Origin of the sequence: Pseudomonas sp. W5-01, from assembly GCF_046540435.1 — a bacterium.
In the GTDB taxonomy this organism is placed as follows: domain Bacteria; phylum Pseudomonadota; class Gammaproteobacteria; order Pseudomonadales; family Pseudomonadaceae; genus Aquipseudomonas; species Aquipseudomonas graminis_B.
Genome location: NZ_JAXCIP010000011.1, coordinates 123,416 through 143,748, shown reverse-complemented (window position 1 = coordinate 143,748; position 20,333 = coordinate 123,416). Strand labels below are relative to the sequence as shown.

Sequence of the window (20,333 nt, the reverse complement as noted above, 5' to 3'; positions counted from 1 at the left end):
GCATTTTCGCGGGCCAGAGGGTGACCAAACCGTACCCCGCGCAATGTAAGTGATCGGATTATGCCAAATGTACTAAACAGTTACATAGCCGAAAACGACACGGTGATGTGTATGCCAGACATCCGCAACCTCGACACTTGCCGAGCCACCATCGGCGCGACCAGAATCGGTTCAATCTGAAAAAACGGAGCGCACGTCATGATGCACGCAGACCTCATCGACCAGGACGACCTGATCAGCCAGCTCAGGGCGATCGGTTTAGACGTGCCTTCCGGTCTCAGCGCCGAACAGGCGTGCGCCCAGGCGGTGCGCGGACTGAATGACGATCGCGCCCGCGAACTGCGCAAGCTGGTGGAGAAACTGCTGAGCGGCAGCGCCACGATCCTGCCGGCCGTGCGCCAGGCGATTGATCAGCAGTTGTTGCCCGCGTTGGCGGCATACAACAAAGACATTCCACGTTAGTTCATGCATCAAGACGGTCATCTATATAACGCCAGTTACAGGCAGGTCGTTGCACCGGGCTGGCAATACTGGTCCGCCGGGTTATAGGTAAAACTGGCGCTTCCCGTTACATCGGCGGGCAGTGCGATATGAACGATTGGAATGAATGCCCCGCCTGTGCTTCTGAAAAAGTCCCATTGATCATGCCTGGCGCCTTTCAAACCACTGGCCTGTTCATAAAAGAACGCCTGAATGGGAAGTTGATTGGGAATATCCTGCGCCCATGCCTGGACCATCAACTCATTGTAATGATGCTGCAAACTGGCCGGTACCAGGTGCATGGCCTGAAGAGACTGATAGAACGATTCCGCACCCAACTCGTTCATCGAATCTCGCACATCGAACGAACATACATAACCATAAATATTGTTTTGATTGGCACCTGACGGGCCTTGATCAAAGTGCGCTTTCCATTGGGCCGCTGTCGAGATGCCCTGGGACTGGCAGCGAGCGCTCACACCGGGATACTGATTGCTCTCACCGCACCCAGGCTGCGCGCGAATCCATGTGTAGCCGTCGATGGGGAAAGAGCACAGCACTCGCAGGTGCTCTTTGCCTGCGGGCGCAGCGAGGATGGGATAGAGGATGAATCCGTTGTCTGTGCCCACCGCCAGGTGGTCGAAATTGGCGTCTTTGCGCAGATAAGAGAAGGATACGCCTGTCCTCCCGGGAACTGGGTTCCAGGCGTGGTAATCCATGGACTCGTTAGTGCCCCTGAACAATACCCCGGAACATAAAAACGCCGGCATCGACTCACTGCCGCAGTTGCGCCGAGTGTCCTGATAATTCGCCTGAATGGCCGCCGCCACCGCCGGGCCATCTAATGTATTAACGCTCTGACTCTTCTGAGGAGGCATGGTTTGACTGGTGCAACCGCAGACCAGCGCGATGGATAAAAGCAGGACGGACAGTTTCATGATGAGCGCTCCTTGCCACAAACCGATTCCTTAAACAACGAAGGCCTTAAGGGTGTGGAAGTTTTTATACGCGCGCTATCGACTCACGAAAACTGTCAGAAATGACAGTGCCACCGAGATGGTTTTTTGAATTTAGCCACTTTTGCCGCAGGGGCCTGATTCCGTCATTCAGAACTGACCGGAGCGATCATTCAGGACGGGGAGCTATTTCGAATCAATCTAACTGGCAGGAAATACGCCGGGCGGGCATGTGCTGCCGGGGAAGAGCTCCCCGGACAGACTCACAGGTGTGATGGCCGTACTTTGCGTACCAGCCGCGGTGTTACAACCGCACACTCGCAAACGTCGACTCGTTACGCGCCTGACTCAGCGCCGACAGCGGGCCTGACAACGGTGCGAGAACGATCGACTGCGGGATCGGCAGCATTGCCACCTGCTGCGTGGTATTGGAGCCGACGCGTTCGTCCCGGGGCGGAATGCCAAAGTATTCGCGGTAGCATTTGGAAAAGTGCGGCGTGGACACGAAGCCGCAGACCGAGGCCACTTCGATGATCGACATCGGCGTTTGCTTGAGCAACTGGCGGGCGCGGATCAGGCGCAGCTTGAGGTAATAGCGCGACGGCGAGCAGTGCAGGTATTTCTGGAACAGCCTTTCCAGCTGACGCCGGGACACGGCGACGTACACGGCGAGCTCATCCAGATCGATCGGTTCTTCGAGGTTGGCTTCCATCAGCGCAACGATTTCCTGCAGCTTCGGCTGATTGGTGCCGAGCATGTGCTTGAGCGGCACACGCTGGTGGTCCTGTTCGTTGCGGATGCGTTCGTAGACGAACATTTCCGAGATCGCGGCGGACAATTCGCGGCCATGATCGCGGCTGATCAGGTGCAGCATCATGTCCAGAGGCGCGGTGCCGCCCGAGCTGGTGAAGCGGTTGCGGTCGAGGGTGAACAGCCGCGTGCTCATGGCGACGCGGGGGAAAGCTTCCTGCATCGCGGCCAGACATTCCCAATGCACGCTGCAATCGAAACCGTCCAGCAAGCCCGCGCAGGCCAGTGCCCAACTGCCGGTGCACACCGCGCCCAGACGACGGGACTGGCGCGCCTGGCTTTGCAGCCAACTGACGTGTTCGCGGGTCACGGTGCGCTGAATGCCGACGCCACCGCAGACGATCACGGTGTCAAGCACCGGCGCTTTGTGCATGGCGGCGTCCGGGGTGATCTGCAGGCCGTCGCTGGCCCAGACCTGGCCGCCATCCGCCGTCAGTGTGGTCCAGCGATACAGCTCGCGGCCCGAGAGCTGGTTCGCCATGCGCAGTGGCTCGACCGCTGACGCGAGGGAGATCAGTGTGAAGTTGTCCAGCAGCAGGAAGCCGATGGATTGGGGCGCACGGTTCTGGGGTTGAGCCCCGGAGTTGAACGTAGTCATCACACTTCTCCTCACGCGTAAAACGGTTGAAGGCCTCAGCAGAGGCTCTCGTTATATCGCCCTCATCTGCGGAGAGCTTGGTCATTGCAACGCAAATGCCATGCCTAAAGTTGAATGGGCATTCAATAACTCCCGATTGCGACGTCGCGAAGCGTCTATTCGGGAGCGACACAACGATTCAAATCGCGACCCCCGGAACGGCTGGGGCGCAGGCGCGGCGGGCGGGATGAGCAATTCCGTAGCACTTGTGTGAACCATCGAATCGGCGGGCGGTCCGGGAGTGTCACCCGATGCACGGGGGATCGACAGTCGGCGTTGGACCATGGATACGGATGGCATCCCGCCAGCTCAAAAGTGAGCGCGCGCCAAAACGTAGCGGGCTCAGTGGGGCGTGGGCGAAAAGCGAGCAGGCGGCTCTTATGCACCTGCTCCTGTCCCGGGGCTGTCCCGGGCGCTGGCGTTACCGACTCAACATTCGACGGCGCTGACCGCCAGCCCGCCGCGGGACGTCTCTTTGTATTTGTCGTGCATATCGGCGCCGGTGTCGCGCATGGTGCGAATGACGCGGTCCAGCGAGATGAAGTGCTGACCGTCGCCGCGCAGGGCCATTTGCGCGGCATTGATGGCCTTCACTGCAGCGATGGCGTTGCGCTCGATGCACGGCACCTGAACCAGTCCGCCCACCGGATCGCAGGTCAGGCCGAGGTTGTGTTCCAGACCGATTTCAGCCGCGTTGCACAGCTGTTCGGGCGTGGCACCCAGAATGTCCGCCAGCCCGGCCGCCGCCATGGCGCACGCCGAACCGACCTCACCCTGGCAGCCCACCTCGGCGCCGGAGATCGATGCGTTCTTTTTGCAGAGAATGCCGATGGCCGCGGCGCCCAACAGGTAGTCGACCACGTTGGCTTCGCTGACCTCGTCGCTGAATTTGACGAAGTAATGCAGCACCGCCGGAATGATCCCCGCCGCGCCATTGGTGGGCGCCGTGACCATGCGACCTCCCGCGGCGTTTTCTTCGTTGACCGCCAGCGCGAACAGGTTGACCCACTCCATCGCGCTCAACGTCGAGCCAATCACGTTCGGCTTGTTCAATTCCAGAAGGCTGCGATGCAGACGCGCTGCACGACGACGCACATTCAGGCCGCCCGGCAAAATACCCTCATGCTTCAGGCCCAGCTCGACGCACGCTTGCATGGCACGCCACAGGTGCATGAGCCCGGCACGGATTTCGTCTTCGCTGCGCCAGACCTTCTCGTTTTCCATCATCAGCTGCGAGACTCGCAAGCCGTGTGTTTCGCAGAGCATCAGCAGCTCATCGGCACTGGAGAAATCGTATGGCAGCACGGTTTCGTCGCGATCCAGCACACCACTGGCGGCCTGGGCTTCATCGACGACAAAACCGCCGCCCACCGAGTAGTAAGTGTCGCGATGAAATTCGCCGTGCTCATTGAACGCGACCAGCGTCATGGCATTGGGATGGAACGGCAGGTTTTCGTCGATGAGCAGCATGTCGCGCTGCCAGACGAAAGGGATCGGGTGATCGCCGTTGAGCTTCAAGGTGTCGGTCTCACGCAGTTCGGCGATGCGCTGACCGATCAGCCCGGGATCAATCGCATCGGGCCATTCGCCCATCAGGCCCATGATCACCGCGCTGTCGCTGCCATGGCCGACGCCGGTTGCCGACAGCGAGCCATACAGCCGCACTTCAACGCGACTCACCTGCTCTAGTTGATCGCGTTCGCGCAGGCCCTGGACGAACAACGCGGCAGCGCGCATGGGGCCGACGGTGTGTGAGCTGGAGGGGCCGATACCGATCTTGAACAGGTCGAACACGCTGATAGCCATTAACCGCAAACCTCCGAAAACAGGGCTCCCGGCGCGCCGCGCGGCCGGCGACGGAGCTGCTACGCTCAAGCAGCGATCCATCGAGATGGCGGCATCATCAGCCTTTTGTTTTACGAGGCGGCGTCTCACACCGACTCACCCATGCCCACCAACGTCGCGTCTGCTTTAACCGATACCTGAACACGATCGGCTGCCGATTCCGGCACTTTTTGCCGTATCGTCACTCTGCTTTTGTCCCGGGAATCATTCGGCGAGCAGGGAAAAAACCTGTAAGCGACGTCACTGATACTGGATACGACGCCCTGTGTACTGGATACGACGCCCCCTGTAGGCGTTTGTTTTTCCCTGTTACATGATCGTTGTCGACTCAATCGCCAGACGCAGTGATGGAGCTGTTTTCCCAACTTGACTCGCCGACACCAGAAAACGCATCAGCTTCGGTTGATGCCGAGAAGAAAACACCAAAGGAGTCCAACATGAAAGGTTCACAAAGGCTGTTGCTGGGCGTTGCGCTGAGTCTTCCAATCCTGGCCCAGGCCGCAGAGCCCGCCGCTTGCCAGATGGTCAATTTTTCCGATGTGGGCTGGACCGACATCACGGCGACCACCGCCGTCACCAGCGTCGTGCTGCAGTCGTTGGGCTACAAAACCAAAACCACGATGATTTCCGTGCCCGTGACCTACAAGTCGCTGGCCGATGGCAAGAACATGGACATCTTCCTCGGCAACTGGATGCCGACCATGGAAAACGACATCAAGGCCTACCGCGACGCCGGCACTGTCGAGACCGTCCGCGCCAACCTTGAGAACGCCAAGTACACCCTCGCCGTTCCCCAGGCGCTGTACGACAAGGGGCTTCACGACTTCGCCGACATCGTCAAATTCAAGAAAGAACTCGACGGCAAAATCTACGGCATCGAGCCGGGCAACGACGGCAACCGCCTGATCCAGAGCATGATCGACAAGAACGCCTTCGGCCTGAAAGACGCAGGCTTCAAGGTCGTCGAATCGAGCGAAGCCGGCATGTTGTCCCAGGTCGACCGCGCCTCGCGACGCAGCACCGACGTGGTGTTCCTCGGCTGGGAACCGCACCCGATGAACACCCGATTCAAGATCAAATACCTCACCGGCGGCGATGACTTCTTCGGCCCCGACTTCGGCAAAGCCACCGTCTACACCAACGTGCGCAAGGGCTACACCACCGAGTGCAGCAACGTCGGTCAGTTGTTGAAGAATCTGTCCTTCACCCTGCCAATGGAAAGCGCGCTGATGGGCAATATCCTCGACGACAAGAAAAAGCCTGAAGTGGCCGCCAAAGCGTGGCTGAAAGCCAACCCTCAAGTACTCGACACCTGGCTGGCGGGTGTCACCACCGTGGACGGAAAACCTGGCCTGGAAGCCGCAAAAGCCGAGCTGACGAAGTAACTCGACAGGCAGGCGGGTACGCCCGCCTGTTGTCCTCTTTTCATCCCGCACGCGGACAACCGACATCATGCTGACTGATCATAAAATCCCTCTGGGCGAGTACATCGCCGGCTTCGTCGAATGGCTGACGCAGCACGGCGCCAGCACCTTCGACGCCATCGCTTCCTCACTGGAAACCATGATTCACGGCCTGACCGGCGGGCTGACCTGGTTCAACCCCTTCGTGCTGATCGGCCTGGTTGCCCTGCTTGCCCACTTCATTCAGCGCAAATGGGGCCTGACCGCATTTGTGATCATTTCCTTCCTGCTGATCCTCAACCTGGGGTACTGGCAGGAAACCATGGAGACCCTGGCGCAGGTGCTGTTCGCCACGGCGGTCTGTGTGGTGATCGGTGTGCCGCTGGGCATCATTGCCGCGCACAAGCCGATGTTCTACACCTGCATGCGACCCGTCCTCGACCTGATGCAGACGGTGCCTACGTTCGTTTACCTGATCCCGACCTTGACGCTGTTCGGCCTCGGCGTAGTACCGGGCCTCATTTCGACGGTGGTGTTCGCGATCGCTGCGCCGATCCGCCTGACCTACCTGGGCATCTGTGATGTCCCGCAAGAACTCCTCGACGCCGGCAAAGCTTTCGGCTGTTCGCGCCGTCAACTGCTCTCGCGCATCGAGCTGCCCCACGCCATGCCGAGCATCGCGGCCGGCATCACCCAGTGCATCATGCTGTCGCTGTCGATGGTGGTGATCGCCGCACTGGTGGGCGCGGATGGCCTGGGCAAACCTGTGGTCAACGCACTGAACACTGCTGATATCGCTCTGGGCTTCGAAGCGGGCCTGGCGATCGTATTGCTGGCGATCATGCTCGACCGGATCTGCAAACAACCGGACGCCAAAGTGAGGACCGACGCATGAGCATCATCAAATTCGATCAGGTTGACGTCGTCTTCTCCAAAGACCCGCGTGAGGCACTCAAGCTGTTGGACCAGGGCCTTACGCGGGCCGAAATCCTCAAGAAAACCGGCCAGATCGTCGGCGTCGAAAAAGCCACGCTGGAGATCAACAAAGGCGAGATCTGCGTGCTGATGGGCCTGTCCGGCTCGGGCAAATCCAGCCTGCTGCGCTGCATCAACGGCCTGAACACGGTCAGCCGCGGTTCGCTGTTCGTCGAGCACGAAGGGCAGCAGATCAATATCGCTGCCTGCACCCCCGCCGAGCTGAAGATGATGCGCACCAAGCGCATTGCCATGGTGTTCCAGAAGTTCGCCCTGATGCCGTGGCTGACGGTGCGCGAGAACATCAGCTTCGGCCTGGAAATGCAGGGCCGCCCCGAGAAAGAGCGGCGCGCACTGGTGGACGAAAAGCTGGAGCTGGTCGGCCTGACCCAATGGCGCAACAAGAAGCCGGATGAGCTGTCAGGCGGCATGCAGCAGCGGGTCGGCCTGGCCCGCGCGCTGGCGATGGACGCTGACATTCTGCTGATGGACGAGCCGTTTTCGGCCCTTGACCCGCTGATCCGCCAAGGTTTGCAGGACGAACTGCTGGCGCTGCAGAAGAAGCTGAACAAGACCATCGTGTTCGTGAGTCACGACCTGGACGAAGCGCTCAAGCTCGGCACCCGCATCGCGATCATGAAGGACGGCCGGATCATTCAGTACAGCGTGCCGGAAGAGATCGTGCTCAATCCCGCCGACGAGTACGTGCGTACGTTCGTCGCCCACACCAATCCGCTCAACGTGCTGTGCGGCCGGAGCCTGATGCGCCCGATCACCCAATGCACGCGCATTAACGGTTCTCAGGTCTGCCTGGACCCGAGCGACGACACGTGGATAGATCTCTCTGAAGGCAACGCCATCACCGGCGCCCACCAGCATGGCGCGACCCTTGATCTGCAAAGCTGGGAGCCGGGCCAGTCAGTGGAAAGCCTCGGCCGCAAACCGACCGTTGTCCACTCCGACATCGGCATGCGCGACGCCTTGCAGATCCGCTACCACACCGGCAACAAGCTCGTCTTGCAGGAGAACAACCAGTTGGTCGGCATCCTCGGCGACAGCGAGCTGTACCACGCATTGCTGGGCAAGAATCACGGCTGATTGCAGCTGCAAGCTTCAAGTTTCAAGCTGCAAGAAAAAGGCCGCCACGCCTCGACTCTTGCGGTTTGGAGCTTAAAGCTTGTGGCTGCCTTTCTGCGCCTGCAACTTTTTGTTGATTGAACGTTCAATTAAAAAGCTTTACAGTGAACGCCGTTTCCAGCCACCCACGATCACCCGGCAGATCAAGGAGCCCTACAGATGCCCAAGGTCGGTATGCAACCCATTCGGCGTCAACAGTTGATCCAGGCCACCCTTACGGCGGTCGATCAGGTGGGGATGGGCGATGCCAGCATTGCGCTGATCGCCAGACTGGCGGGGGTCTCCAACGGCATCATCAGTCACTACTTTCAGGACAAGAACGGCCTGATCGCCGCGACGATGCGCCACTTGATGAATGCGCTGATCGCCAGCGTCGCCGAACGGCGCCGGGCATTGAACGACGACAGCCCGCGGGCTCACCTGAAAGTGATCATCGAGGGCAACTTCGATGCCAGTCAGGTCAACGGTCCGGCGATGAAAACCTGGCTCGCCTTCTGGGCAACCAGCATGCATTCGCCCTCGCTGCACAGGTTGCAGCGGATCAATGATCACCGCCTGTATTCCAACCTCTGCTGCCAGTTCCGTCGCGTATTGCCGTTGGATGAAGCACGCAGCGCAGCCCGAGGGCTGGCGGCATTGATCGACGGATTGTGGCTGCGCGGCGCGCTGTCGGGCGACGCCTTCGACACCGAACAAGCGCAACGGATCGCCTACGAGTACATGGACTTTCAACTGGCAAAAGCGCCGAGCTGAAGCAGCCGGCATCACGACCAAGGCAGCGCACGGCGCACTCGGTCGTCACCCACCCAGATTACTGCGAGGATTTTATGGCCCGTTTCGAACTGCAAAAACTCTACATTGACGGCGGCTACGTGGACGCCAGCAGCAACGCGACCTTCGAGGCTATCAACCCAGCCAATGGCGAAGTCCTGGCCCAGGTCCAGCGCGCGACCCAAGAAGACGTCGAACGCGCTGTCGTCAGCGCTGAAAAGGGCCAGAAAATCTGGGCCGCCATGACCGCCATGGAGCGCTCGCGCATCCTGCGTCGTGCCGTCGACATCCTGCGTGAACGCAACGATGAGCTGGCCGAACTGGAAACCCTGGACACCGGCAAAGCGATCTCCGAAACCAAATACGTCGACGTCGTCACCGGTGCCGACGTGCTGGAGTACTACGCCGGCCTGGTGCCCGCCATCGAAGGCGAGCAGATTCCGCTGCGTGACACTTCATTCGTCTACACCCGCCGCGAGCCGCTGGGCGTCACCGTCGGCATCGGCGCGTGGAACTACCCGATCCAGATCGCCCTGTGGAAGTCCGCCCCTGCGCTGGCGGCCGGCAACGCAATGATCTTCAAGCCAAGCGAAGTCACCTCGCTGACCACGCTGAAGCTGGCAGAAATCTACACCGAAGCCGGCGTGCCGGACGGCGTGTTCAACGTGCTGACGGGCGCCGGCAGCGACGTCGGCAGCTGGCTGACCGAGCACCCGCGCATCGAGAAGATCTCCTTCACCGGCGGCGTGCAGACCGGCAAGAAAGTCATGGCCAGCGCGTCGAGCTCGTCGCTCAAGGAAGTGACCATGGAGCTGGGCGGCAAGTCCCCGCTGATCATTTTCGACGACGCCGATCTGGATCGCGCCGCTGACATCGCGATGATGGCCAACTTCTACAGCTCCGGTCAGGTCTGCACCAACGGCACTCGCGTGTTCGTGCCGAGCGCCCTGAAGGCAGCCTTCGAAGCGAAAATCCTTGAGCGCGTCAAACGCATCCGCGTCGGGAATCCGCAGGACGACACCATCAACTTCGGCCCGCTGGTGAGCTTCGCGCACATGGAAAATGTGCTCGGCTACATCACCAAGGGCAAGGAAGAAGGCGCCCGCCTGCTGATCGGCGGCGACCGTCTGACCGAGGGTGAGCTGGCCAACGGCGCGTTCGTTGCGCCGACCGTGTTCACCGACTGCACCGATGAGATGACCATCGTCAAAGAGGAAATTTTTGGCCCGGTCATGAGCATCCTCAGCTACGAAACCGAAGAGGAAGTGATCCGCCGCGCCAACGACACCGAAATGGGTCTGGCTGCGGGCATCGTGACCAAAGACCTGAACCGCGCGCACCGCGTGATCCATCAACTGGAAGCCGGTATCTGCTGGATCAACGCCTGGGGCGAATCCGACGCGAAAATGCCGGTCGGTGGCTACAAGCAGTCGGGCGTGGGCCGCGAAAACGGCATCAGCTCGCTGGCGCAGTACACACGCATCAAGTCTGTGCAGGTTGAGCTGGGCGACTACGCGTCGGTGTTCTAGAAGCAGTTTTAAGCGGCAAGCGGCAAGCCTCAAGACAAAGCAACTGCAGTCCTGGTCTGCCGCTCACCCCATCAATCTCGCAGGCGCCGTCTCGCTGCTTTTTCTTGCAGCTTGAGGCTTGACGCTTGCAACTCCCAAGGAGATTTATCTTGGAATACGACTACATCATCATCGGCGCCGGCTCGGCCGGTAACACCCTCGCCGCCCGTCTCACCGAAGACGCAGGCGTCACCGTGCTGTTGCTTGAAGCCGGCGGCCCGGACTATCGCGCCGACTTCCGCACTCAGATGCCGGCCGCGCTCGCGTTCCCGCTGCAAGGCCGTCGCTACAACTGGGCCTACGAGACCGAGCCAGAGCCACACATGAACAACCGCCGTATGGAATGCGGTCGCGGCAAGGGCCTGGGTGGCTCGTCGCTGATCAACGGCATGTGCTACATCCGCGGCAACGCCATGGACTACGACGGCTGGGCAAAAAACCCGGGCCTTGAAGACTGGTCTTACCTCGATTGCCTGCCGTACTTCCGCAAGGCCGAAACCCGCGACATCGGCCCTAACGACTACCACGGTGGCGAAGGCCCGGTCAGCGTGACCACGCCTAAAGCGGGCAACAATCCGCTGTTCGCCGCGATGGTCGAAGCAGGCGTGCAAGCCGGTTATCCGCGCACCGACGACCTCAACGGTTATCAGCAGGAAGGTTTCGGCCCGATGGACCGCACCGTCACGCCGTTCGGCCGTCGCGCCAGCACCGCCCGTGGCTATCTGGACGAAGCGAAGAAGCGCTCGACCCTGACCATCGTCACTCACGCGCTGACCGACCGGATTCTGTTCGACAACAAGCGCGCCGTCGGCGTGGCCTACATGGTGGGCGACAGCGACACCCGCATCGAAGCCCGCGCTCGCAAGGAAGTCCTGCTGTGTGGCGGCGCCATTGCTTCGCCACAGATCCTGCAGCGTTCCGGCGTTGGCCCTGCGCCGCTGCTGAAGAAGCTCGACATTCCGGTCGTTCACGACCTGCCGGGCGTTGGCGAAAACCTGCAAGACCACCTGGAAATGTATTTGCAGTACGCGTGCAAAGAGCCGGTCTCGTTGTACCCGTCGCTGCTGTGGTGGAACCAGCCGGCCATCGGTGCCGAGTGGATGTTCCTCGGTAAAGGGATCGGCGCCAGCAACCAGTTCGAAGCGGGCGGTTTCATTCGTTCGCGCGAGGAATTCGAGTGGCCGAACATTCAGTACCACTTCCTGCCGGTCGCGATTAACTACAACGGCAGCAAGGGCGTGCAAGAGCACGGTTTCCAGGCGCACGTGGGTTCGATGCGTTCGCCAAGCCGTGGTCGCGTGCAGCTGAAATCGAAGAACCCGCGTGAGTACCCGAGCATTCTTTTCAACTACATGGCGTCCGAGCAGGACTGGCAGGAATTCCGCGACGGCATTCGCCTGACCCGCGAGATCATGCAGCAGCCAGCGCTGGACCAATACCGTGGCCGCGAAATCAGCCCGGGCATCGACGTGCAGAGCGACGAGCAGCTGGACACGTTTATCCGTGAGCATGCCGAGACTGCGTATCACCCATCCTGCTCGTGCAAGATGGGCACCGATGAGATGGCTGTCGTCGATGGCGAGGGCCGCGTGCACGGGATGGAAGGGCTGCGCGTGGTGGATGCGTCGATCATGCCGCTGATCACCACCGGCAACCTCAACGCACCGACGATCATGATGGCCGAGAAAATCGCCGACAAGATCCGTGGCCGCGCCCCGCTGCCGCGCAGCACCGCCGACTACTACGTCGCCGGCGACGCGCCCGTGCGTGGCAAGCCGATGCGTGAAGTGGGCCCGTTGGCGCAGTAACAGGCGCGACGTGGGCATATGTCAGTCCCACTAACGGCGCGCAGTGTGTCAGTGGGACCGGCTTCAGCCGGGAAGAGGCCAGTGGCTACACCCTCGATTTTTGCGGTGTGACACCTGACGCATTCCCGGCTAAAGCCGGTCCCACAATGGTCGTGCGCTGTGTCGGTGGGACCGGCTTCAGCCGGGAAGAGGCCAGTGGCTACACCCTCCATTTTGCGGTGTGACACACGGCGCATTCCCAGCTAAAGCCGGTCCCACAATGGTCAAGCGCTGTGTCAGTGGGACCGGCTTCAGCCGGGAAGAGGCCGGTGGCTACACCCTCGATTTTACGGTGTGACACCTGACGCATTCCCGGCTAAAGCCGGTCCCACAATGAGCACGCGCCGTGTCCGTGTCATCCATCCCTCCCCCGCTGCAGTGATCATCCGCGCTATGATTCGGGCCGTTGCCTGTCCGAATCGCCAAGGAGCCTTCCTGCATGTTCGACTTTTCCGCTCAGCTCAAGCAGCGGTTCGCCGCTCTGCAGAGCAGCGCCCCGTTTTTCTCCCTGCGTTACGTCAAACAGACCAGCCAGCATTTGTCGGTGCGCAAGAACGTTGCCGAGCCGCCGCAATTGAGCATCGACGAAGGCGCGATGCTCACCGTGCGCGTCAATGGCGTCGAAGCCTATGCGGCCACCAACGACATTTCCCAGCGCGGGCTTCAATCGGCGCTGGAACAGGCGGAGATTCAAGCGCGGCAACTGGCCCCGCATTCCCTCCTCGACCTGCACGACCACGCTGTCGCCACCGCCCGTGCCGATTACCTCTCGCCCCACCTGCAGAACGCGTTTCCATCGCTCAGTGATTGCTACGCCCTGCTCAATGCCGAATCCGCGTCGGTACCCAGGGACGAACGCCTGGTCAACTGGCAGGTGAGCCTGGGGCTTGAGAACGTCGAGCAGATCTACCTCAACAACGCCGGCGCCGAGATTCGCCAGGCCCAGCGCTTCGTCTTCCCTGGCCTGACCGTCACGGCTTACGACGGCCAGGACAGCCAGACCCGCAGCCTCGGTCGCGAGAACTTCGGCCAGCAGGGGGGCGCGGAAGTCATCGCGTCCTGCGGGATCATTGGCGCCGCAGTCAACGTCGCCGATCAGGCGCTGCAACTGGTCTTGGCGCCGAACACGCCCACCGGGCCGCGCGATCTGCTGCTGACGCCCGACCAGATGACCCTGCAAATCCACGAATCCATCGGCCACCCGCTGGAGCTGGACCGCATCCTCGGCGATGAGCGCAATTACGCCGGCACCAGCTTCGTCAAAGCCAGTGACTTCGGCAGCCTGCAATACGGCTCAAGCCTGCTCAACGTGACCTTCGACCCGGAGATCCCCGAGCAACTGGCGAGCTACGGCTTTGATGACGATGGCACGCCGGCGAGCAAGCAATTCCTGATCAAGGACGGCGTACTGGTGAGGCCGCTGGGCGGCGCGCTGTCGCAATACCGCAGCGGTATGGAAGGCGTCGCCAACAGCCGCGCGTCGAGCTGGAACCGCGCGCCCATCGACCGCATGGCCAACCTCAACATCGAGCCGGGCGACAAGTCGATGGCGCAGCTCATTGGCGACACCGAGCACGGCATTTTGATGAGTACCAATCGCTCATGGTCGATCGACGACGCGCGCAACAAATTCCAGTTCGGCTGCGAGTGGGGTCAGTTGATCGAGAACGGCGAACTCAAGGGCGTGGTGAAGAACCCGAACTACCGCGCGATCTCCGCCCAGTTCTGGCGCAACCTCAGCGCGGTCGGCGACGCCAGCACCTTCAAGGTCCTTGGCACACCCAACTGTGGCAAAGGCGAGCCCAATCAAGTGATCCGCGTGGGCCATGCCTCGCCCGCTTGCGTGTTCGCGAGCGTTGATGTTTTCGGAGGTGACGCATGATGTCCCATCAAGCGCAATTCAAGGCCCTGGCCGAGTGGCTGCACGGCGCAGTCACCGCGGACGAGCGCTATACCTTGAGCTACGACGCCGAAGCGTCGGACTTCATCCGCTTCAACCACGCCAAAGTGCGTCAGGCCGGCCACGTGCAGCAGGCCAGCGTGACGTTCAAGCTGATCGCCGCAGGCCGCCACGCCAACCTTAACCTCACGCTGTCAGGCGATGGCGAGGTGGATCAGCAACGCCTGAGCGAAGCCCTGCTTCAGTTGCGGGAAACCCTGACGCTGTTGCCGGAAGACCCGTATCTGCAACTGAACGACGAGGCGTGGCAGAGCAGCAACGTGCAGGAGACGCCGTTGCCGGACAGCGCCCATGTCGTCGAGCAGATCGCGCAACTGGGCGAGGGGCTGGATCTGGTCGGCATCTACGCGGCCGGGCCGATCTATCGCGGCTTCGCCAGCTCCAGCGGTGCGCTGGGCTGGCATCAGGCCAACAGCTTCAATGTCGACTGGAGCCTGTTCCACGAGAATGGCCAGGCGGTGAAAGCCAACTACGCCGGCCACACCTGGACTGACGACGGCTTTGCACGGCGCTTCGCCCTGGCCCGTGAGCAATTGACGTTTCTTGGACGCCCGGCCCACGTCCTCGCGCCCGGGCAATACCGCGCCTATCTGGCGCCTGCCGCGCTGGAAGAAGTGATGGGCATGCTGTGCTGGGGTGGATTCTCTGCGCAGTCGCTGGCCGACAAGACCAGCCCCTTGCAGCGGCTGTACGACGGCCAATCCACGTTGAGCCCGTTGGTGAGCCTGAACGAGCAGGTCAGCGGCTCGTTATCCCCTGCGTTTTCCGGCGAGGGTTATCCGCGCATGGACCTGTCGCTGGTGGCCGAAGGCGTGGCCCGGGATCGCATGATCGACTCGCGCAGCGCCGCCGAATACGGCCTTGTGGCCAACGGCGCGGGCTGGGGCGAGTCGCCAAGCGCGCTGAGTATGGACGGCGGTTCCTTGGCGCTGGATGAGGTGTTGAAAGCATTGGGCACGGGCCTGTACATCAGCAACCTGTGGTACCTGAATTTCTCGGATCGCACCGCCGGACGCATCACCGGAATGACGCGCTTCGCCACGTTCTGGGTCGAAGACGGGCAGATCAAGGCACCGGTCAACACCATGCGCTTCGACGACAGTCTCTTCAGCCTGCTGGGCACGGCACTGGAACAACTGACCACAGAAAGGGAACTCCTGCTGTCGACGAGCACCTACAGTCAGCGCCAGACCGCCTCGAATCTGCTGCCGGGCGCGCTGCTGAGTGGGTTGACGTTGACGCTGTAAGGCGTGGCATTGCCTCCCGCAGGAGCGAGCTTGCTCGCGAATGCTGGCGATAGAGATGCAGCGGATGCAAGGGCCTCTTCGTGAGCAAGCTCACTCCCACAGGGATTGTGTTTGCTGCGAGACAGCGCGTCGTCTGGACGACGGGATATCTCCCACCGAGATCGTGCTTCAAGCAGTTACATCCGAGAAATAATCAGACTGCTACCAGAAACCCAACAAGGACCCTCGATCCACATGCCGACCTCAACACCGCAGCTGGACGCCCGCACCCTGCGCTGGATGCCATGGGTCATTGCCATCGCCTTTTTCATGCAAAGCCTGGACGGCACGATCCTCAACACCGCGCTGCCTTCCATGGCCGGCTCGCTGGCGGAAAACCCGCTGCGCATGCAGTCGGTGATCATCGCTTACATGCTGACCATCGCCCTGCTGATTCCGGCGTCGGGCTGGATTTCCGACCGTTTCGGCATCAAGCGCATCTTCTTCAGCGCCATCCTGCTGTTCAGCTTCGGTTCGTTACTGTGCGCGGTGTCCAACTCCCTCGGCATGCTGGTGGGCGCACGGGTGATTCAGGGCCTCGGCGGTGCGTTGATGATGCCGGTCGGCCGGCTCATCGTGCTGCGCGCCTATCCCCGAACCGAGCTGGTGCGCACCTTGAGCTTCATCACCATGCCCGCCCTGCTTGGCCCGCTGATGGGCCCGACGGTCGGCGGCTGGCTGGTGGAATACCTGAGCTGGCACTGGATCTTCCTGATCAACCTGCCGGTGGGGATTCTCGGCTGCTTCGCCGTGCGCAAGTTCATCCCCGATCTCCAAGGCGGCGGACGCACGCGCTTCGATCTGGCGGGGTTTGGGCTGTTTGGCGCCTCGATGGTGCTGATCACGATTGCCATGGAAGGGCTTGGCGAACTGAACCTCCCGCACTTGCGTGTGGTGATGCTGCTGTTTGGCGGCATGGCGTGTCTGGCGGCGTACTGGTTGCGCGCCAGTCACGTGGAAGCGCCATTGTTCTCTGCTCGGCTGTTCAAAACCCGCAGTTTTGCGGTGGGCATCATGGGCAATCTGTTTGCCCGACTGGGCAGCGGCGCCCTGCCGTTCCTACTGCCGCTGATGCTGCAAGTCGCCCTGGGTTACTCGCCTTCTCACGCCGGTATGAGCATGATTCCCCTGGCCCTTGCGGCGATGTTCGCCAAGCCGCTGGCAACCAAAGCTATCGAGCGATTGGGTTATCGCATCGTGCTGACCGGTAACACGCTGCTGCTGGGTATTCTGCTGGCGAGCATGGCGCTGGTCAGTGCCGACACGCCGTACTGGCTGCTGCTGATTCATCTGGCGTTTCTGGGCGGGGTGAACTCGCTGCAGTTCTCGGCGATGAACGCGGTGACGCTGATCGATCTCGATGACGCCAGTGCCGCCAGCGGCAACAGTCTGCTGTCAGTAGTTGCGCAGTTGTCCCTGAGTCTCGGCGTCGCCTGTGCGGCGGCGTTGCTCGGCGGGTTCAGCGACGACGTGGCCACGGGCGACGTCAGCGACGTACTCGGCGCGTTTCAACTGACCTTCCTGTGCGTCGGCGTGCTGGCGATGCTGGCGGCGTCGATCTTCCTGCAGCTGTCGCCCCGCATGGCCCCCGAAGCACCGGCGCGCAAACCGCAACCAGAGCCCGAGATCGAGGCGTGATTCACTCACCATTTATCGCGCGCGCCCCCAAGGCGGGGGCCGCGACCTGATACACTGCGCGACATTTTGTTTTGCAGGCCCGTCCCGTGACTAACACCGCTTTTAACTCACTGCCCCTTTCCGCCGCCATGCTGGCTAACCTGGAGTCCCTTGGTTATGCCGAGATGACGCCGATTCAGGCGCAGAGCCTGCCGGTGATCGTCAAGGGGATGGACCTGATTGCGCAGGCCAAGACAGGCTCCGGCAAGACCGCTGCATTCGGCATCGGCCTGCTCAATCCGATCAATCCGCGCTACTTCGGCTGCCAGGCCTTGGTGCTCTGCCCAACCCGCGAGCTGGCCGACCAGGTGGCCAAGGAAATCCGTCGTCTGGCGCGTTCCGAAGACAACATCAAAGTCCTCACCCTCTGCGGCGGCGTGTCGTTCGGCCCGCAAATCGGCTCGCTGGAGCACGGCGCGCACATCATCGTCGGCACGCCGGGTCGCATTCAGCAGCATCTGCGCAAGGGTTCGCTGGTACTGGACGGCCTGAACACGCTGGTGCTGGACGAAGCCGACCGCATGCTCGACATGGGTTTCTACGACGCCATCGCCGACATCATCGAGCAGACGCCCAAGCGTCGCCAGACTCTGCTGTTCTCGGCCACTTATCCGGTCGGCATCAAGCAGCTGTCCTCGAAATTCATGCGTGACCCGCAGACCGTCAAGGTCGAAGCGCTCCACGCCGACAGCCAGATCGAACAGATCTTCTACGAAATCTCCCCCGAGCAACGCCTCGAAGCGGTGGTCCGCGTGCTCGATCATTTCCGTCCGCAGTCCTGCGTGGCGTTCTGCTTCACCAAGCAGCAGGTTCAGGAAGTGGTCGATCACCTGATCGCCAAAGGCATGTCCGCTGTCGGTCTGCATGGCGATCTGGAACAGCGGGATCGCGATCAGGTGCTGGCGATGTTCGCCAACCGCAGCACCTCGGTGCTGGTGGCCACCGACGTCGCCGCGCGCGGTCTGGACATCGATGGTCTGGACATGGTGCTCAACGTCGAATTGGCGCGGGATTCGGAAATCCACATTCACCGGGTCGGCCGTACCGGTCGTGCGGGTGAGACCGGCATCGCAGTCAGCCTCGTTGCTCCCGGCGAAAGCCAGCGCGCCCGCGCCGTTGAAGAGCTGCAGAAAGCGCCGCTCAACTGGCAGCAATACGACCAACTGGAGCGCAAGGAAGGCGGCAAGCTGCTGCCGCCGATGACGACGCTGTGCATCGGTTCCGGCCGCAAAGACAAGCTGCGCCCTGGCGACATTCTTGGCGCGCTGACCGGCGAGGCAGGCATTCCAGGCACTCAGGTGGGCAAGATCGCGATCTTTGATTTCCAGGCCTACGTCGCCGTGGAACGCAGCATGGCCAAGCAGGCACTGGAGCGTTTGAACAACGGCAAGATCAAGGGCAAATCCTTGCGCGTTCGGATCTTGTAAACACCCGCAATACCGCATCACGCCCATTCGCGAGCAAGCTCGCTCCCACGGAGACCCCGCGAACCGGCGGGGGGTGGAGTTCACCTACAAGTGAGCGACATCATGACTCCCTGTGGGAGCGAGCTTGCTCGCGAAGGCGTCAGCGCAACTTACATAGATCAATAGCTGTTAGAGGACACCGCTTTGCCCGTTACTGACGTTGTGATCATCGGCGCCGGCGCCGCAGGTTTGATGTGTGCATTCACGGCCGCCCAGCGCGGGCGCAAGGTCATGCTGATCGACCACGCCAACAAGCCGGGCAAGAAAATCCTCATGTCGGGCGGCGGGCGCTGCAACTTCACCAACCTGTACACCGAGCCCGCCAACTTCCTCTCGCAGAACCCGCATTTCTGCAAATCGGCGCTGGCCCGCTATACCCAGTGGGATTTCATCGAACTGGTGGGCAAGCACGGCGTGCCGTACCACGAGAAGAAACTCGGCCAGCTGTTCTGCGACAACAAGTCCAGCGACATCCTCAATCTGCTGCTCGCCGAATGCGACACCGCTGGCGTGAGCCTGCACATGGACACCTCGGTGCAGAGTATCGAGAAAGCCGACAGCGGTTATCTGCTGAAAACCACTCTGGGCGAACTCCGTTGCGAGTCGCTGGTGATTGCCACGGGCGGCCTGTCGATTCCAACGCTGGGGGCGACCGGTTTCGGTTATCAGGTCGGCAAGCAATTCGGCCATACGCTGTTGCCTACCCGGGCGGGCCTGGTGCCGTTCACCATCACTGATCAGTTGAAAGAGCTGTGCACCGAGCTGACCGGCACGTCGGTCGACTGCCTGGTGAGCTGTAACGACGTCAGCTTTCGCGAAAACATCCTGTTCACCCACCGCGGTCTGAGTGGGCCGGCGATTCTGCAGATCTCGTCTTTCTGGCAGCCGGGCGACACGGTGGAAATCAACCTGATGCCCGACCACGACGCCCCCAGCTGGCTGACCGAGCAACAGGCCGAACGCCCGAACAGTGAACTGAAAACGCTGCTCGGCGAGATTTTCACCAAGAAAATGGCCAACCTGATTGCAGAGCAGTGGTTCGTGTCCAAGCCGATGAAGCAGTACACCCACGCCGAACTGGCCGACATCGCCACCAAGCTGGCGAGCTGGCAGGTGGTACCGGCGGGCACCGAAGGGTATCGCACGGCGGAAGTGACACTGGGCGGCATCGACACCCGTGAAGTGTCGTCGAAGACCATGGAATCCCTTAAATCGCCGGGCCTCTACTTCGTCGGCGAGGTGCTGGATGTCAGTGGGCATCTGGGCGGTTTCAACTTCCAGTGGGCCTGGGCGTCAGCGTATGCGGCGGCGCAATTCGTCTGACACTTATCAGGGAGGCCCGCTACGACAGCTGCCACCCCGATCCGTGGGAGTGAGCTTGCTCACGAATAGGCCGGTGCAGTCGATACATCTCCAGAGACCGGTCCTCAGCCTTCGCGAGCAAGCTCACTCCCACAGGTTTGTGTTCGCCAGCAGGATCGGAGGCGCCCCGGAATAAATTTTGCTAACCGGATG

At 61.4% G+C, this 20,333-nt stretch carries 15 protein-coding genes; 12 read left to right on the top strand and 3 right to left on the bottom strand.

Annotated features, from left to right (window positions below; translation table 11 throughout):
• Positions 1-198: 198 nt before the first annotated feature.
• Positions 199-462 (top strand): hypothetical protein, encoded by a 264-nt coding sequence (locus tag SLW75_RS25915; protein ID WP_065987865.1) that lies wholly within the window; start codon positions 199-201, stop codon positions 460-462.
• 35 nt (positions 463-497) lie between these two features.
• On the opposite strand, the gene SLW75_RS25910 is transcribed toward SLW75_RS25915, so the two are convergent.
• The 3 genes from SLW75_RS25910 to SLW75_RS25900 all read right to left on the bottom strand — a co-directional run bounded on the left by SLW75_RS25910 (position 498) and on the right by SLW75_RS25900 (position 4,689).
• Entirely contained in the window at positions 498-1,418 is a 921-nt protein-coding gene (locus SLW75_RS25910; protein WP_410935793.1) for a halovibrin HvnA, read from the bottom strand.
• A 322-nt stretch (positions 1,419-1,740) separates the two neighbouring features.
• Positions 1,741-2,844, bottom strand: a complete 1,104-nt coding sequence (locus tag SLW75_RS25905; RefSeq protein WP_065987867.1) for a GlxA family transcriptional regulator — start codon at positions 2,842-2,844, stop codon at positions 1,741-1,743.
• Positions 2,845-3,312: 468 nt separating this feature from the next.
• Positions 3,313-4,689: an L-serine ammonia-lyase gene (locus tag SLW75_RS25900; protein ID WP_296310335.1), complete on the bottom strand. Its 1,377-nt coding sequence runs from the start codon at positions 4,687-4,689 to the stop codon at positions 3,313-3,315.
• Positions 4,690-5,165: 476 nt separating this feature from the next.
• Between SLW75_RS25900 and SLW75_RS25895 the strand changes: the two genes are divergently transcribed.
• The 11 genes from SLW75_RS25895 to SLW75_RS25845 all read left to right on the top strand — a co-directional run bounded on the left by SLW75_RS25895 (position 5,166) and on the right by SLW75_RS25845 (position 20,141).
• Positions 5,166-6,113, top strand: a complete 948-nt coding sequence (locus tag SLW75_RS25895) for a choline ABC transporter substrate-binding protein (protein WP_296310337.1) — start codon at positions 5,166-5,168, stop codon at positions 6,111-6,113.
• A gap of 64 nt (positions 6,114-6,177) precedes the next feature.
• Positions 6,178-7,026 (top strand): choline ABC transporter permease subunit, encoded by an 849-nt coding sequence (choW, locus tag SLW75_RS25890; RefSeq protein WP_192131039.1) that lies wholly within the window; start codon positions 6,178-6,180, stop codon positions 7,024-7,026.
• Positions 7,023-8,204, top strand: coding sequence for a choline ABC transporter ATP-binding protein (gene choV, locus SLW75_RS25885; RefSeq protein ID WP_065987871.1), 1,182 nt, complete (start codon positions 7,023-7,025; stop codon positions 8,202-8,204). The genes choW and choV overlap by 4 nt, the downstream gene beginning before the upstream one ends.
• Positions 8,205-8,402: 198 nt before the next feature.
• A complete protein-coding gene (betI, locus tag SLW75_RS25880) occupies positions 8,403-8,996 on the top strand; it encodes a transcriptional regulator BetI (protein WP_065987872.1) in 594 nt (197 codons plus the stop codon).
• A gap of 74 nt (positions 8,997-9,070) precedes the next feature.
• A complete protein-coding gene (betB, locus tag SLW75_RS25875; protein WP_410935792.1) occupies positions 9,071-10,543 on the top strand; it encodes a betaine-aldehyde dehydrogenase in 1,473 nt (490 codons plus the stop codon).
• 149 nt (positions 10,544-10,692) lie between these two features.
• Positions 10,693-12,390, top strand: coding sequence for a choline dehydrogenase (gene betA / locus SLW75_RS25870; protein ID WP_296315298.1), 1,698 nt, complete (start codon positions 10,693-10,695; stop codon positions 12,388-12,390).
• Positions 12,391-12,868: 478 nt separating this feature from the next.
• Complete coding sequence (locus SLW75_RS25865) at positions 12,869-14,311, top strand: TldD/PmbA family protein (RefSeq protein WP_410935791.1); 1,443 nt, start codon at positions 12,869-12,871, stop codon at positions 14,309-14,311.
• The gene (locus tag SLW75_RS25860) at positions 14,311-15,636 is read left to right on the top strand and encodes a TldD/PmbA family protein (RefSeq protein WP_410935797.1); all 1,326 of its coding nucleotides are present in this window, start codon (positions 14,311-14,313) and stop codon (positions 15,634-15,636) included. Before SLW75_RS25865 ends, SLW75_RS25860 begins: the two co-directional genes overlap by 1 nt.
• A 234-nt stretch (positions 15,637-15,870) precedes the next feature.
• Positions 15,871-17,313 carry a multidrug transporter subunit MdtD gene (mdtD, locus tag SLW75_RS25855; protein ID WP_192130963.1) on the top strand — a complete coding sequence of 481 codons (1,443 nt, stop codon included), beginning with the start codon at positions 15,871-15,873 and terminating at the stop codon, positions 17,311-17,313.
• A gap of 86 nt (positions 17,314-17,399) precedes the next feature.
• On the top strand, positions 17,400-18,779 hold the full coding sequence (gene dbpA / locus SLW75_RS25850; protein ID WP_410935790.1) for an ATP-dependent RNA helicase DbpA: 1,380 nt from the start codon (positions 17,400-17,402) through the stop codon (positions 18,777-18,779).
• A gap of 183 nt (positions 18,780-18,962) precedes the next feature.
• Positions 18,963-20,141 carry an NAD(P)/FAD-dependent oxidoreductase gene (locus tag SLW75_RS25845; protein ID WP_410928116.1) on the top strand — a complete coding sequence of 393 codons (1,179 nt, stop codon included), beginning with the start codon at positions 18,963-18,965 and terminating at the stop codon, positions 20,139-20,141.
• The last annotated feature ends 192 nt before the right edge of the window (positions 20,142-20,333 follow it).

Bases quoted from the DNA above. Each gene is read 5' to 3' on its own strand.
- SLW75_RS25860 (WP_410935797.1), top strand. From the start codon at position 14,311: ATGTCCCATCAAGCGCAATTCAAGGCCCTGGCCGAGTGGCTGCACGGC.
- betB (WP_410935792.1), top strand. From the start codon at position 9,071: ATGGCCCGTTTCGAACTGCAAAAACTCTACATTGACGGCGGCTACGTG.
- SLW75_RS25900 (WP_296310335.1), bottom strand. From the start codon at position 4,689: ATGGCTATCAGCGTGTTCGACCTGTTCAAGATCGGTATCGGCCCCTCC.
- SLW75_RS25865 (WP_410935791.1), top strand. From the start codon at position 12,869: ATGTTCGACTTTTCCGCTCAGCTCAAGCAGCGGTTCGCCGCTCTGCAG.
- betI (WP_065987872.1), top strand. From the start codon at position 8,403: ATGCCCAAGGTCGGTATGCAACCCATTCGGCGTCAACAGTTGATCCAG.
- SLW75_RS25910 (WP_410935793.1), bottom strand. From the start codon at position 1,418: ATGAAACTGTCCGTCCTGCTTTTATCCATCGCGCTGGTCTGCGGTTGC.
- SLW75_RS25915 (WP_065987865.1), top strand. From the start codon at position 199: ATGATGCACGCAGACCTCATCGACCAGGACGACCTGATCAGCCAGCTC.
- SLW75_RS25895 (WP_296310337.1), top strand. From the start codon at position 5,166: ATGAAAGGTTCACAAAGGCTGTTGCTGGGCGTTGCGCTGAGTCTTCCA.
- choV (WP_065987871.1), top strand. From the start codon at position 7,023: ATGAGCATCATCAAATTCGATCAGGTTGACGTCGTCTTCTCCAAAGAC.
- SLW75_RS25905 (WP_065987867.1), bottom strand. From the start codon at position 2,844: ATGACTACGTTCAACTCCGGGGCTCAACCCCAGAACCGTGCGCCCCAA.
- mdtD (WP_192130963.1), top strand. From the start codon at position 15,871: ATGCCGACCTCAACACCGCAGCTGGACGCCCGCACCCTGCGCTGGATG.